At 71.4% G+C, this 13,596-nt stretch carries 12 protein-coding genes, 1 tRNA gene, 1 other RNA gene and 1 pseudogene; 1 reads left to right on the forward strand and 14 read right to left on the reverse strand.

Features of this window, described 5'->3' with window-relative positions; translation table 11 throughout:
• Positions 1-113: 113 nt before the first annotated feature.
• The 4 genes from AB0I83_RS23650 to ffs form a co-directional block, all read right to left on the reverse strand.
• The gene (locus AB0I83_RS23650; RefSeq protein ID WP_363306017.1) at positions 114-1,904 is read right to left on the reverse strand and encodes a hypothetical protein; all 1,791 of its coding nucleotides are present in this window, start codon (positions 1,902-1,904) and stop codon (positions 114-116) included.
• Positions 1,905-2,336: 432 nt separating this feature from the next.
• On the reverse strand, positions 2,337-3,590 hold the full coding sequence (purD, locus tag AB0I83_RS23655; protein WP_363306018.1) for a phosphoribosylamine--glycine ligase: 1,254 nt from the start codon (positions 3,588-3,590) through the stop codon (positions 2,337-2,339).
• A 143-nt stretch (positions 3,591-3,733) separates the two neighbouring features.
• Positions 3,734-5,989 (reverse strand): DNA polymerase III subunit gamma and tau, encoded by a 2,256-nt coding sequence (locus tag AB0I83_RS23660; RefSeq protein WP_363306019.1) that lies wholly within the window; start codon positions 5,987-5,989, stop codon positions 3,734-3,736.
• 79 nt (positions 5,990-6,068) lie between these two features.
• Positions 6,069-6,165: signal recognition particle sRNA small type (gene ffs, locus AB0I83_RS23665), an RNA gene on the reverse strand.
• Between the two features lie 132 nt (positions 6,166-6,297).
• Here ffs and AB0I83_RS23670 point away from each other — a divergent pair.
• Positions 6,298-6,385, forward strand: a tRNA-Ser gene (locus tag AB0I83_RS23670).
• A gap of 63 nt (positions 6,386-6,448) precedes the next feature.
• On the opposite strand, the gene AB0I83_RS23675 is transcribed toward AB0I83_RS23670, so the two are convergent.
• From AB0I83_RS23675 to AB0I83_RS23720, 10 genes and pseudogenes are all read right to left on the reverse strand, one after another.
• Positions 6,449-7,726 (reverse strand): site-specific integrase, encoded by a 1,278-nt coding sequence (locus AB0I83_RS23675; RefSeq protein WP_363306020.1) that lies wholly within the window; start codon positions 7,724-7,726, stop codon positions 6,449-6,451.
• 76 nt (positions 7,727-7,802) lie between these two features.
• A complete protein-coding gene (locus AB0I83_RS23680) occupies positions 7,803-8,030 on the reverse strand; it encodes an excisionase family DNA-binding protein (RefSeq protein WP_363306021.1) in 228 nt (75 codons plus the stop codon).
• 461 nt (positions 8,031-8,491) lie between these two features.
• Positions 8,492-9,964, reverse strand: coding sequence for an ATP-binding protein (locus tag AB0I83_RS23685; RefSeq protein WP_363306022.1), 1,473 nt, complete (start codon positions 9,962-9,964; stop codon positions 8,492-8,494).
• 3 nt (positions 9,965-9,967) lie between these two features.
• Entirely contained in the window at positions 9,968-10,801 is an 834-nt protein-coding gene (locus AB0I83_RS23690; RefSeq protein ID WP_363306023.1) for a DNA primase, read from the reverse strand.
• Positions 10,798-11,301 carry a DNA (cytosine-5-)-methyltransferase gene (locus tag AB0I83_RS23695; RefSeq protein WP_363306091.1) on the reverse strand — a complete coding sequence of 168 codons (504 nt, stop codon included), beginning with the start codon at positions 11,299-11,301 and terminating at the stop codon, positions 10,798-10,800. Before AB0I83_RS23695 ends, AB0I83_RS23690 begins: the two co-directional genes overlap by 4 nt.
• A 234-nt stretch (positions 11,302-11,535) precedes the next feature.
• Positions 11,536-12,075 (reverse strand): annotated as a pseudogene (locus tag AB0I83_RS23700) (DNA cytosine methyltransferase); the annotation flags it as partial.
• Between the two features lie 85 nt (positions 12,076-12,160).
• Positions 12,161-12,766 (reverse strand): hypothetical protein, encoded by a 606-nt coding sequence (locus tag AB0I83_RS23705; protein ID WP_363306024.1) that lies wholly within the window; start codon positions 12,764-12,766, stop codon positions 12,161-12,163.
• A gap of 11 nt (positions 12,767-12,777) precedes the next feature.
• Positions 12,778-12,966: a hypothetical protein gene (locus AB0I83_RS23710; protein WP_363306025.1), complete on the reverse strand. Its 189-nt coding sequence runs from the start codon at positions 12,964-12,966 to the stop codon at positions 12,778-12,780.
• 44 nt (positions 12,967-13,010) lie between these two features.
• Positions 13,011-13,271 (reverse strand): hypothetical protein, encoded by a 261-nt coding sequence (locus tag AB0I83_RS23715; RefSeq protein ID WP_363306026.1) that lies wholly within the window; start codon positions 13,269-13,271, stop codon positions 13,011-13,013.
• Positions 13,271-13,522, reverse strand: coding sequence for a hypothetical protein (locus AB0I83_RS23720; RefSeq protein ID WP_363306027.1), 252 nt, complete (start codon positions 13,520-13,522; stop codon positions 13,271-13,273). The genes AB0I83_RS23715 and AB0I83_RS23720 overlap by 1 nt, the downstream gene beginning before the upstream one ends.
• Between the last annotated feature and the right edge of the window lie 74 nt (positions 13,523-13,596).

The following is a 13,596-nucleotide window of genomic DNA, read 5'->3' on the forward strand; positions in this document are numbered from 1 at the left end:
TAACGCACGCACTCCGTCACCGTTCGTCGCGAATTGACGTGAACGGAAGGAGATCATCCGGATATGGAGCTGACATACGGGATATTTCGCGTCTTCGGTGGACGAACGGTCGTTCAACCCAGGCGTACGGGTTTGTCGGCGCGGACGCCCACCTCGGTCAGCCAGGAACGCAGCGGCTCGGCGTCGCCGTCCTCGACGAGGCTGAGCACCGGGGCACCCGGATCCGACCTGCGTCCACCGTCGACGAGGAGGGCGGGACCGTCGAGCCAGTCGAGGCCGGGCGCGGCCCCCGCCGTGTCCACGGCGGCGCAGCAGACCATCGCCACCACGTGGTCGGCGAGCAGTTCCGCGCCCGTACGCGGCGGCTGGAGGGGGAAGAGCGGCAGCGGCACGGGGCCCCAGGGATCGAGGAGCCCGATGGCGGCCCCGGCGGCCGACGCACCGGTGGCCGCCGTGCCGGTCGGAGCGCCGGTGGCCGTCCCGGCCTGGGAACCACCCGCCGGGGTGCCACCGGGTCCGCCACTGCCGGCTCCCGGTGCCGTACCCGGCTCAGCGCCCGCCTCGTCACGGGCGACGGCCGCCCCGATCCCGGCGGCGAGGGCCTCGCTGTCGGCGCCGGGCGCGGCGAGGTGGTCGATGACGCGCGCCAGCGTCGGGACCGGAGGGCTGTCCGCCCCCGGCCGCCCCACGCTCGTGGTCACCCCCAGCGCGTCCAGCACCTGGTGCAGCCTGGCCGCCTCCGAACGCCACTTCCGGTCCACGACCTCCTCCGGGTACTGCTGCCAGTCGACGGGGGCCCAGCCGGGGCCCGTCTCGGCCGGCCCGCCGTGGAACAGCCGGGCCGCCAGCAATGAGGCCGCCTCGTCGGCGGCGCCCGGCTCCTCGATGAGGTCACAGGCGGGGCGCTCCCCCAGCCGGCTGGTGAATCCTTCGGCCAGCCGGTCGCGCCGGGAGAGCTCCGTCAGCGCGGACACGACGCCGGCGTCGAGGCGGGACGGCCAGCGGCCCATCCGCCAGGCGGGCAGCGCGACCCGGGTCAGCAGCCGGTCCCATCCGGCGTAGGCGAGACCGACCTGCTCCTGGGCGCGGATCCTCAGTCCGTAGTCCACTTCCTGGGCGCGGCCCGAGGCGGCGGCTGCGACACAGCGCTCCATCTCGGCGGCGTGACCGCGGCAGCCGCGCAGCATCACCTTGGCGATCCATCCCACGAAGGCCGTGGGAATCCCGCGTACGAACCCCTGCCCCGGCAGCGCGGCGTCGGCCACCGCCGCGTCCAGCCCTCGGACGAAGCGGCGGGCAGCGGCTATGTCGGGATGGGCGGACGGCCCGGTACCCGCGACGACCGGGGCCAGCACCGCGCGCAGCTCGGCGACCCGCATCCACCACAGGAAAGGTGAGCCGATGACGAGCACGGGGGCCGCCGGGACGCGCCGGCCGCGCCCGGCGGCCGGCATCCCCTCGGCCGCGCCTGCGGCCCCGGACCGGGCGGCCGGATGCGTACGGTCCTCCAGCCAGCTGTCGCAGTCGGGGGTCAGCTCTATGGCCGACGGGGCAGGGACGTCGAGCCGGTCGGCGAGATCGCGGACCAGCCGGTACAGATCGGGGGCCGCAGCCTCCGTGAGGGGCACCGTGGGGCTGACGGCGGGCCTGGCTCGCGCCACCGCGACGGCGACGGCCGCGGCGACCAGCAGCACCACGACCGCGAAACCCGCCAGCGCCCAGCTGACCGTGGACCACGCACGTCCGTCGAGGCGCCCCTGGGCGTTCGCGACGAGCAGCACGACGGCCGCGCCCGCCGGCAGGATCGCCAGGGCGGTGGCTCTGCTGCGGATGCGCAGCAGAGCCACCGCCCTGGCCCGCGCTGCGTGCGCGCCCAGCTCCTCAACCGAACCGGTACCGGACATGGCTGTACGTCACCCCCTCTGCCCCCGCGACGGTGTTGGTCACTCCCCCACTGTGGCACCCGCCACCGACATCGCAATGCCGGTGGGCCAAGTGCCGGAACGCCTGCGCCGCACCCTAGTTGGGGCCTCGGCGGCCGTCATCCGGATGGCGGAGTCGTCACCCGATGGAATGGCTTTGGGCAAAGCTGCTGACGCGCGGGCGGACAGGGGTCCGGTGATACCGCCCGCGCCCTTCCGGCTGCGCCGACGGGCCTTGAAAACCCCGCCCGGCCTCGGATGACGCGGGCCCGGACGCACCTGTGCCCGGCACCTCCGGAGGGGGGCCGGGCACGGGGAACGGTCGTGGCGCGGAGCACGGCCGGCGTCTCTCAGGGACGAGCCGCGTCCCTCAGGAAACGGCCGACGCGCGGCTCAGGGAACGGCCGACGCGGCTCAGGCCTGTTCGGCTGCCTTGCGCGCGATGTCCGTACGGTGCTGGGATCCGTCGAGCCGGATCCGTCCGACCGCCGCGTAGGCGCGGTCACGGGCCTGCGTGAGGTCCTTGCCGGTCGCCGTCACGGAGAGAACGCGCCCGCCGGCGCTGACGACCGCGTCACCGTCCTGCCGGGTGCCGGCGTGCAGGACGAAGGCGTGCGGCGCATCCTTCGCCACCACGTCCGCGAGACCGTCGATCGGGTCTCCCGTACGGGGCGTCTCCGGGTAGTTGTGCGAGGCCACGACCACGGTGACCGCGGCGTCGTCGCGCCAGTGCAGGGCGGGTACGACGTCCAGGGTGCCGTTGGCGGCGCCGAGCAGCACGCCGGCCAGCGGCGTCTTCAGCCGGGCCAGGACCACCTGGGTCTCCGGGTCGCCGAACCGGGCGTTGAACTCGATGACCCGCACACCGCGCGAAGTGATCGCGAGGCCGGCGTACAGCAGCCCGGAGAACGGGGTGCCACGGCGCCGGAGCTCGTCGACGGTCGGCTGAAGGACCGTCTGCATGACCTCGTCGACCAGCTTCGGGTCGGCCCACGGGAGCGGGGAGTACGCGCCCATGCCGCCGGTGTTCGGCCCCTCGTCACCGTCCAGGGCGCGCTTGAAGTCCTGGGCGGGCTGGAGGGGCAGCACCGTGGTGCCGTCGGTGATCGCGAAGAGGCTCACCTCGGGACCGTCGAGGAACTCCTCGATGACCACCCGGCCGCAGGCCAGTGCGTGGACACGGGCGGCTTCGACGTCGTCCGTGACGACGACGCCCTTGCCGGCCGCCAGACCGTCGTCCTTCACGACGTACGGGGCTCCGAAGGCGTCCAGGGCCTCGTCGATCTCGGCGGCCGTGGTGCAGACGTAGCTCCGGGCCGTCGGGACGTTGGCACCGGCCATGACGTCCTTGGCGAACGCCTTGGAGCCCTCCAGCCGCGCGGCCTCGCGCGAAGGGCCGAAGCAGGGGATGCCGGCCGCGCGGACGGCGTCGGCCACACCGGCGACAAGCGGCGCCTCCGGGCCGACGACCACCAGCTCGGCGCCCAGCTCGGTGGCGAGGCGCGCGACGGCTTCGCCGTCGAGTGCGTCGACCGGGTGCAGTTCGGCCACCTCTGCGATTCCGGCGTTGCCGGGGGCGCAGTACAGAGCGGTGACATCGGGGTCGTGGGAGAGAGAGCGGCACAGGGCGTGTTCGCGGGCGCCGCCGCCGATGACGAGGACCTTCACGGGGTGCAGCCTAGCCGCCGGGGGCGACGGGCCTCGACGGGCGCCGCTCCGTGGACGGACCCGGGGCCGCGGCGGGGCCCGGAGCCCGGCCCACCGCTCGCCCGCTCGTCCACCGGCTCGTCCACCGGCCCCCTCCACGCCCTCTACTCGTTGGTGAACTCCTCGACGACCGTGGCGCCCAGCTCGCGGACGATCAGGTCGTGCCCGGAGAGCGCGGAGTCGACGAGATCGGGATCGTCCGCCTCGGCGGTGTCGTCCTCGGGCGCGACCGACCGCGGAGGCTCCGGGGCCGCCCGGTCGTACGAGGACGGCTCCGGCCGGCCCGACTCCTGCTGCGGGGGCTGCTGTGCCGGTGGCTGAGTCTGCTGGGCAGGAGCGGCGGGCCGGGGCTCGTACGACTGGGCCTGCGGCGCGGGCGGGGCCTGGTACGGCGCGGCCGGAGGCCTGCCACCGCCGCCACCCGCCTGCGGAGGCGCGCCGCCACCACCGGACGGGTCGACGACCGCGTCGACCCGCCAATTGGCGTTGAACTGCTGGGCAAGGGCCTGCTTCAGCACCTCCTCGCTGCCACTGCTCGCGAAGGTGTCGCGGGCACCGGCGTTGAGGAAACCGATCTGCAGGGTGGTGCCGTCGAAGCCGATGACCTGGGCGTTCTGACTGAGCAGGATCCAGGTGAAGCGGCGGCGGTTCTTCACGGCCTCGAGGATGTCCGGCCACATGTTGCGGACCTGGGCCGCGCCCTGGCCGCTCTGCGCGGGTGCCTGAGCAGCCGGGGCCGGCGCGGGTGCGGCGGTAGCGGACCGGGACGGCGCAGGAGCGGACGCGGGCGGCTGCGCCTGCGGTACACCGCCACCCGGTGCGGAGGCCGTCGGCCAGCCGCCCGGCCGTCGGACCGGCTCGGCCCCGCCGGCACCGCTGCCGGGTCCGGCGGCAGCGGGCCAGGAACCGGGACGCTGACCGGTCGGCGCGGCGGCCGGAGACGGCTCGGCCGGAGGCGCCTCCTGCGGGACGGGGGGCTGCCGCGGAGCCGCGGGCTCCTGCGCGACGGGCGGGGCCTCGGCCTGCCCGGCAAAGGACACGGCCGGGGGTACGTCGGCGGGAGCACCGCCCGGAACATCACCCCGGGCCGCGGCACGGGCGGCAGCCGGGCCTCCGGCGGGCAGTCCGGTACCGCCCGCATGGGCGTCGGGTCCCGGTACGTAACCCATGGCGGGACCGGGGGCGGCGGGCGTGAACGACGCGGCACCGCGCTCGAGCCGGTCCAGCCTGGCCTGCAGGGAACGCTCGTCGTCGAAGGCGGCGGGCAGCAGCACCCGGGCGCAGATCAGCTCCACCTGGAGCCGGGGGGAGGTCGCCCCCCGCATCTCGGTGAGCCCCTCGTTGACCAGGTCGGCCGCGCGGCTCAGCTCTGCGGCGCCGAAGACGGACGCCTGGGCCTGCATCCGTTCCACCACGTCGGCGGGGGCGTCGATGAGCCCCTTCTCCCCGGCGTCCGGGACAGCGGCGAGGATCACCAGGTCGCGCAGTCGCTCCAGCAGGTCTGCGACGAAGCGCCGGGGGTCGTTGCCGCCCTCGATGACCCGGTCCACGACCTCGAAGGCCGCGGCTCCGTCGGCGGCCGCGAAGGCGTCCACGACGGAGTCCAGGAGGGACCCGTCCGTGTAACCGAGGAGCGAGGTGGCCATGGCGTATGTCACACCGTCGTCACCGGCGCCGGCCAGTAGCTGGTCCATGACGGACATCGAGTCACGGACCGAACCCGCACCCGCGCGCACCACGAGAGGCAGCACGCCGTCCTCGACGAAGCTGTCCTCCTTGGCGCACACCTCCGCGAGGTAGCCGCGCAGCGTGCCGGGGGGCACGAGCCGGAACGGGTAGTGGTGCGTACGCGACCGGATCGTGCCGATGACCTTCTCGGGCTCGGTGGTCGCGAAGATGAACTTCAGGTGCTCCGGCGGCTCCTCGACCACCTTCAGCAGGGCGTTGAACCCGGCCGGGGTGACCATGTGCGCCTCGTCGATGATGTAGATCTTGTACCGACTCGACGCGGGGCCGAAGAACGCCTTCTCCCGCAGGTCACGGGCGTCGTCCACGCCACCGTGCGACGCGGCGTCGATCTCGATGACGTCGATCGAACCGGGCCCGTTGCGCGCGAGGTCCTGGCAGGACTGGCACGTCCCGCAAGGCGTGGGCGTGGGCCCCTGCTCGCAGTTCAGGCAACGGGCGAGGATGCGCGCACTGGTCGTCTTTCCGCAGCCGCGCGGTCCGCTGAACAGATACGCGTGATTGACCCGGTTGTTCCTCAGGGCCTGCTGCAGCGGATCAGTGACATGCTCCTGACCGATGACCTCGGCGAAGGACTCGGGGCGATAGCGGCGGTACAGCGCAAGGGACGACACACATACGAGGTTATCGGGGCGGACCGACAACCGGCCCCGCCCCGGGCAGCGCGACCGGCGGAACACCACACCCCGGACACGCAAGGGCCCCCCACGCACCCGCCAGAGCCAACCTACCCTTGCTGCCTTCCGGCCCTGGGGGAGTTCAGTCAGATAGCGCCACGTGAGGGGCTGACGCCCACCTTAGCCGATCCCAGCCCCCCGCCGTCCACCCGCTCCCCCACCCCGTCCCACCCGAGGAGCACTCCGGAACGATCTCGGGGGAACGTGTTCGCGAGCACCCCCTGACGTCTTGTATTGTTTGCCGCGGAGGATTCGCCTAGTGGCCTAGGGCGCACGCTTGGAAAGCGTGTTGGGGGCAACCCCTCACGAGTTCGAATCTCGTATCCTCCGCCATTGCTCTCACCGGGCAATACGTCGAAGGGCCCCACCGCTTGCGGTGGGGCCCTTCGACGTTGCTCAGCCCTCGTTGTTCTGGTCTTTGTCCACAGGGGCACTCGGTGCGGGGCCCCAGATCGCGTCCGCGATCTTCTGCGCCACCTCCTTCAGCATGGCGTCGGGCACGTGCAGGTACCGTGCGCGCATCCGTGAGGACGTGCCTGCCTCCCAGCCCATGATCTGGTCGATCACTCGGTCCGGGATGCCGAGCAGCATAAGGACGGTGGCAGCGGTGTGACGGGCATCATGCAGCCGCGCGTCACGCACCCCAGCGTCCTCCAGCAGCTTCTTCCAGTCGTGGTAGTCCGTGTTCGGGCTGAGCGGGCCACCGAGCGGCTTCGTGAACACGTAGTCCGACTCGTTCCACAGGTTGCCGGCGGTCTTGCGCTCCCGGGCCTGTACCTCCCTGTGCTTCCGCAGCATCACGACCAGGGGACCCGGCAGGGGGACTGCCCGGCGGCCGGCGCGCGACTTGGTGTTCTTCGTCTCGCGCCGTACCTGCTTGCGGTCCGGGCAGTACCCGGCCTTACGGCCGCAGGGAGCTGTCTCCTTGCACCCGTGGTCATACTTGGGGCGCAGCCGGTTTCGGCGCAGCTTCAGATACTCGTGGTCCAGGTCTACATCGGCCCAGCGCAGCCCCAGCGTCTCCCCCTGTCGCAGGCCGAGGGCCAAGGCCAGCATCCAACGGCCGCTGTTGCGTCGCTTGTTCACCTCGACCAGCAGGCTCTGCACCTCCTCGACCGAGTAGGGCTCGATCTCCTCCTCCGGCTCCTCTACCCGTGGCGGCTTGGCCAGAGCGGCGGCGTTCTTCGCGGCGTGGCCACGGCGGACCGCCTCACCGAGGGCGGTGCGGGCAGTGCGGTGGGCCTGGTGAGCGGTGGCTGCCTTGCTTCCGTTCTTCTGCATCCGGCGGTACAGGCTCTCCAGGTGCTCCGGCTCCAGGCGGTCAATGCGGTGCTTGCCGATGCCGGGCACGAGGTGCACGCGAACGGCGACCTCGTACCCGTCGTAGGTGTTCTCGCTGACGACGTCCTTGGCGATGTTCTCGACCCAGTGCCACAACCACTTCTCAACCGTCCAAAGCTTGCCGGGCTGCTGCGCAGTTCCGTGGTCGCGCTGCTTCTCCAGTCGCTTGACCTCTTCAGCCAAGGCGTCCTCAGTCGGCCGGGTGATGTGCCTGCGGTAGGGCTCACCGTTGTCCTTGTAGCCCATCGGCACCCGGGCGTGCCAACGGCCGTCCTTGCCGAAGTAGACGGCTGTTTCACCGTTTGCACGGCGAGTGCGCTTCTTCTCCGCCACGGGCGGTCTCCTTCAAGTTCAGGTGTGAGCACGGGACGCCGCCCGGCGGGGGGCGTCCCGTGTGTGCGGTGGTTGTTCAGGCGGCGTGTTGCTCGGCTCGGCGGCGTGCGAGGTACGCGGCCGGGGCATCGGCGGGGACACGGCGAAGGGTGCCGATCGTCAGCGACTCCAAAGCGCCCGAGCGGATCAGGGCGAAGCAGGTGGTCCGGCCGACGCGGAGGCGGCGGGCGGCCTCCTCCACGGTGAGCAGGATCAGCGTGGAGTCGTCTGCCGCATGGGGTGCGGCTGCATGAATCTGGTGCACGGGCTCGCTCCTTGGCGGTGAGGTAGCGCGAGATGTGTCCGAGGCTGTGATTTCTGCGTCACCACGTCATCCGCGTCACTCGTGACGTCTGACCTGCGGTTATGTGGTGACGCAGGGGGCTGGGGGTGCGTCATCGGTGACGCAGGCGTGCGTCATGAGGTGGTGCGGGGTGACGCAGGTGACGCGGGGTGACGCAGCCGAAGCCGTCCTGCGTCACCTTGATCGCCGCAGTTCAGGGGTTGTTTCGGGCCTTGTGGTGACGCGGGTGACGCACCCTTCCCTTTCTTAAGAAAAAAGAGAGGGGGTGTCTGTTGTGGTGTGGTGCTGCTTCGGGCGTGAAGTGGGGAGCCGCTTCGCGGCGCGACCTTCGGGCGGCGTTCCGCCGAACAGCAAGAGGAGCACCCGTCGCCATGGCGGGTGGTGCTCCTCTTGCTTGTCCTGACCCCGGTCGTGTGTGCGGGTCAGAGCGACTGCTGTTCGTGGGGCGGCAGGGCCGGGCGTCGGGTCATTTCGACGTACCGGCCCGCTTTGGTGCGGCCCCAGTCGACGAGTAGACCCCTGGCGGCGAGTGTGGGCTGGAGGCGCTTGAGGCGGTCGGAGAGGACTTTCCCGGTTGTGGGCCACCCTTTGGGCAGCGGACGGCAGTCGTCGCCGCTGTAGAGGCCGCTGAGGAGGTGCAGCCACTCCGAGGACGTCATCCGCGTCTCGGTGCCGGGGTCGAGGCCGGCGGCGTGCTTGAGGACGGTCTGCGCGAGGAGGTCCCCTTCGATGACGTCGTCGTTCAGCTCGTCCAGGCTGCTGCGGTAGGCGGGGAGCGTGCCGAACCCCGTGGCGGCGTCGATCTGCGCGCACAGGTGAGCGAAGTCCGCCATCCGCAGGTCACTCGGGATGTCCGCCTCGGTCGCCCTCACCTTGACCGTCAGGTCGAGGAGAGAGCCGAGGATGACCGGCAGGGCCGCTTCGAACTCCCGCCACAGCTCCGCTTCGGTGCGACGCACGCTCGGGCGTTCCAGACGCAGCGGCAGGAGGCGTTCGGCGAGGTCGGGGCGGATGACGCCGACGTCGATCCCGGTCAGCAGGAGAGGGCGGCGGTAGCGGGAGCGGACGACATCCCCGTCGCTGAACAGGGCCCTTTTGATGCTCTCGGCTCCGGTGACGATGCAGCACATGAGGTCGGACAGGTCCGGGGCCAGGTGCGAGAGGTTGTCCAGGGCGGTGACCCATCCTGCGGCGACGGCCGTGATCAGGTTCTCTTCGTCCTTCGGGGCCCTACGCAGGTCGCCGGTCATGCCCTCGATGATCCGCACGAGCATCCGGCCGGCCGTGGACTTGCCCGCGCCCTGCGGGCCGGTGAGGAACGGGGCCGGGACGGGGACGGACGGGCCCAGACAGCCGATGAGCCAGGCCAGGGCCAGGCTCTCGGTGTCGGCGGTGGCGAAGTTCGTCAGCCGCAACAGCTGGTCGATGCCCTTGCCCTCGGTGTCCCGGGCGGGCATCGGGAGTTCTCCGGTGAGCTGGGTGCGCCGCCAGCACACCTCACGCGGGTCGGGGATGAGGACGTCCCAGCCGTTGGGGTGGATGCGGACGGACTGCCCGTCGTCGCGGCCCAGGTCCAGCCACGTCGCCCCGTCGAACCCGGGTGCGACACGGATGTGTGTGGGCTGTACGTCCTGACTCAGCGCGAGTGCTTCGATCAAGTCCAACGCCTCCTTGAGCGACGTGCCGTTGAAGACGCCGACCCCGTCGTTGAAGAGGTCGACCATGAGTTCCTGCCGGTGGCTACCCGTGGTGCCCTGGGAGCGGATCGGGCGGGCCACGGGGTGGCCGAGCCGCTGGGCGTAGACGGTGCCCTCCGTGGTGCGGAAGTACCGGAAGTGCGACTGCGCGTACTCGGTGATGACCTCACGCGCCGGAGTCTTCTCGTCCTCGGACATGACTCACATCCCCAATGCCGTACGGGCGTTGGTCCACGCGTCCGAGCAATGCCGGGCGCTCTCGCCCTGCGTCTGGGCGGCGGCGAACAGCCGGGCGGCGTGGGCCTCGGTGAGGCACCCGCACCGGCCGTGCGTGGACAGGACGGCGAGGAAGGTGCGGTAGACGGTCGTGTGGACCGTGCTGCGGGCCGCGGTGATGCGCTGCTCTGCCATGGCGATGCCACGGTCCAGATAGGCGGGCATCCGGTGAGGGCAGTCCCCGGCCCGTGCAGGCGCGGTGATCGCGTGCGGCGCCGGCCGGGCCGTGGAAGGCTCCTTGACGGCCAGTGCGCGCACTACGTCCGGGAGCTCGGTCATGGTGCCGGTGCCGGGGCCGAGCCACCGGGCATAGGACATGGACGACTTGATGTCGACGTCGGGCCGAACCGCGTTCACGGACCGCATGGTGCCTCGGTAGATCCAGTGCTCGCCCCGCGTCGTGGGCACGGTCCGCGTGGTGGGGAGCGTCTCGCGGGCCCATTCCACGGCCTGCGCGTTGTCCAGGTCAACGACGGTCAGCCCGGCCCCGCCCGGGTGGTAGGCCACCGCCTGCGTATCCTCCCAAACGGGCGCCCACGGGCGTCCGGTGAGAACAGCGCGGTCGGTGGTCGCGGCGGCCCACGCGTGGCAGACACGCGGGCAGTCGCAGGGCCCGGGCACCTTCATGTTCGGCCGGCCACCGCACGCGTTGCGCCGGCAGGCCCGGCAATTTCCGAACGGCACCTTCCCCGCACGCAACGGCAGTACCGGCACGTGCCGTGCGGCCAGGCCCAGGGCGGTTCCCAGGTGGGTGTTCATGCGGCCACCGCCTGGGGGGTGTTCCACGCTGCCGGTACGACTCCGAGGAGCCAGGCGTAGGCGTAGGTGGCTTGTTGGGGTACGACTCCGTTGCCGATGATGCGGAGCTGTTCCTTGCGCGGGATGTCGGGAACGTTGGTTACCCAGCCGGCGGGGAGGCCCATGAGCCATTCGGCGAAGGCGGGGGAGAGGCGGCGGTTGCCGCGGGTGCCGGGTTCGGTCGGGCAGGGGGCCGGCCGTCCGGTGATGTGTTCCCAGCGGCGGATGGCGGGTCCGTAGTCGGTGCCGTCGGTCGCGACCCACGCGGGGTCGAGGCGTACGGCCTGGCCGGGGAGGTAGTAGCGGCCGGACGTGTCGCGCTGGTTCGGTCCGCCGTGCGGCCCGTCCGAGGCCTTCGGGGTCGGCAGCAGATTTACGACCACTTCGTCCAGAGGCCGGGAGTTACGGCCGAGGAAGTTGGACGCGCCGGGCTTCCAGTCCCGCGCGGCAGAGGTGGGCAACAGGCTGCGAACGGCGTCCGTCAGGGTGTTCCCGTACCCGTTTCCATACGGTGTCCCATCGGCCCTGAAATTCGCAGTCCCCCTTGAGTCGGCCGCTGTGGGCGTGGGAAACAGCCTCACCCCTCCGGGGGTGGTGCCGGGAGCCTGGTCACCGCGGTCCGCAGGTTCAACCCGCCCTTGCGCTTGGGTGAGGTGCCGGGTCCGCCAGTGCCGTCCGAGGTGGTGGGGGTCGGCATCAGCTGGATGGGCAACTGCGAACCAACGGTCCCGCGGGTGCGGGGCGCCGATTTCGGGGTCACCAGCTCGTAGACATGTCCACCGGACGTCATACCCGTGCGCGGCCAGGTCCGCGGCGACGACGTCCAGCCCCCTCGAGCGGAGCGCCGCCACGTTTTCCAGGAAGACGTAGCGCGGTCGAATGACGCCCACAGCCTCAGCGACGTTCTTCCAGACCTTCGACCACTGGCCATTGATCCCATCCCTTCGTCCGGCGTTGCTGATGTTGCGGCACGGGAACCCGGCGCCGACGATGTCGGGTCGGTACAGGTCACGGACCCGCTCCCAGTCGATGCGGGTGATGTCCCCGAGGTTCGACACCCCGGGGTGGTGGGCGGCGAACACCTTCGCCGCGTAGGGGTCGTTCTCGGCGTAGGCGACCGGCACACCGCCGGTCCCCGCACCGATGGCCGCTTCCAGACCGCCGTATCCGGCACAGAGACCTAAGACGCGGGGCTGATATCCGGGCACTCGCCGGATCGGGGTGGGTTGAGCCATGCTGGGGTTTCTCCTGTTTCTGCGAAGGGACAGTGGAGCCGGGGCGGTCGCGGTCTTTGGCGAGAGGCGACCGCCCCGGGCATAGCTATTCGTGCTCGGTGCCTGCGGGGAGCTCGGGCAGGCCTGCGTCTGTGAGCGCCTGCGGGTTGAAGTGGGGTAGTGCGGCGCGGGTGACAAGTGCGGTGGCGAGCTGTTCGGCGTAGACGGCCCTTGCGCGGGCAGCCTCGATCTGCGCGCCAGCGCGCAGGGCTTCGACGCGCTCGACGTGGCCGTGTTCCTCACGCCGAACGGTGGTCTGCCGAGTGTGGGCGATGGTGTCGCGGCGGTCGGTGCGCCAGTAGCGGGCGGCGATCCCGTACGCCACGGCGGTGGCGACGGCCCACAGCAGAATGGGGAGGGACGATCCGTCGGCGTATCCGGCGACCCCGGCGAGGGCGAGGCCGCCAGACGTCGCGAACGCGGTCGCAGCGAGGACCCCGTCACCGCCACCTCGGCCCCCGGCGGCGAACGCGCCGGCCGTTGCCGCACCGGCCGCGAGGACGACCATCAACGCCGCGTTCCCGGTGCTGTGTTCGGCGCCGTTGGCGTTCCAGATCCGGCCCAGGATGAGCACGGTGGACGTGGCGAGAGCCGGGGCCACCCTCGGGGCGGCGAGCGCCACCCAGTGGTGCTGGATCAGGGGCTCGTTCATGGCGGTGCCTCCTACAGGTTCGGTACGGCGTTGATGACGGCGGTGGTCAGCTCGTTGATGGGTCCGGAGGCGCCGGTGGAGGCGAGGAAGAACCCGAACATGACGGCGATGAACGCGGATCCCCAGCCGAGGGTGCTGGAGCGGAGCAGGAAGAACAGGACGAGCCCGAACAGGAAGACGAGCGAGACGGTGATGGCCACGACGGGGCCTCTTTCCGGTGCTGGTGGTGCCGGGGGGTGGGTGGTCAGTTCTGCGTGCAGCTCGGGTAGGCGCGCTGGGGGCGGCAGGCGTTGTAGTCGTCGACGTGGACCTGGAAGGTGCGCTGCTTGCCGCTGTCGGTCCGTACCGTGAGTTCGAACCGGCTGGCCTTGGTGGCGGGGTCGTGGCTCTGGTCCCTGCTGACGACCTGTCCGGCCGGTCCCTGCGGGTAGGGCTCGCAGCCGACAGAGCCAAGGACGGTGGCGGCGCTCAGCGCGGCCACGACGATGTTGCGGGTGTGGTTCATCAGCGGGTGCCGTCGCGGTGGAGGCGGGCGGCGACGTTGTAGAGGTGGCGTCCGATGCGGATGCGTTTGCCGGTGGCCTTGCAGCGGCGGCAGTCCCTGCCGCGCTTGGTGCGGCCCTTGCGGTCGGTCTTCGTCGCGAAGCCCCAACCGCCGCACTTGCGGCAGTCCCCGAACGGCGAGGCCGCACACAGGGACACGTAACCGAGGGTGACTAAAAGGAGAAGTGCGCTAGCGAGCAGGGCAGGGGTCATGAAGGGCCTCCCGGGCCTGTTTCAGGGGTTTGTGCAGGTGGGGCGCTAGTGACTAGCTCCCTGATCAACACGGG

Origin of the sequence: Streptomyces sp. NPDC049970 (assembly GCF_040660235.1) — a bacterium.
GTDB lineage: Bacteria > Actinomycetota > Actinomycetes > Streptomycetales > Streptomycetaceae > Streptomyces.

Excerpts from the sequence above, each read along its gene's own strand:
- AB0I83_RS23650 (WP_363306017.1), bottom strand. The coding sequence starts at position 1,904 with ATGTCCGGTACCGGTTCGGTTGAGGAGCTGGGCGCGCACGCAGCGCGG.
- AB0I83_RS23685 (WP_363306022.1), bottom strand. The coding sequence starts at position 9,964 with ATGTCCGAGGACGAGAAGACTCCGGCGCGTGAGGTCATCACCGAGTAC.
- AB0I83_RS23690 (WP_363306023.1), bottom strand. The coding sequence starts at position 10,801 with ATGAACACCCACCTGGGAACCGCCCTGGGCCTGGCCGCACGGCACGTG.
- AB0I83_RS23705 (WP_363306024.1), bottom strand. The coding sequence starts at position 12,766 with ATGAACGAGCCCCTGATCCAGCACCACTGGGTGGCGCTCGCCGCCCCG.
- AB0I83_RS23715 (WP_363306026.1), bottom strand. The coding sequence starts at position 13,271 with ATGAACCACACCCGCAACATCGTCGTGGCCGCGCTGAGCGCCGCCACC.
- AB0I83_RS23720 (WP_363306027.1), bottom strand. The coding sequence starts at position 13,522 with ATGACCCCTGCCCTGCTCGCTAGCGCACTTCTCCTTTTAGTCACCCTC.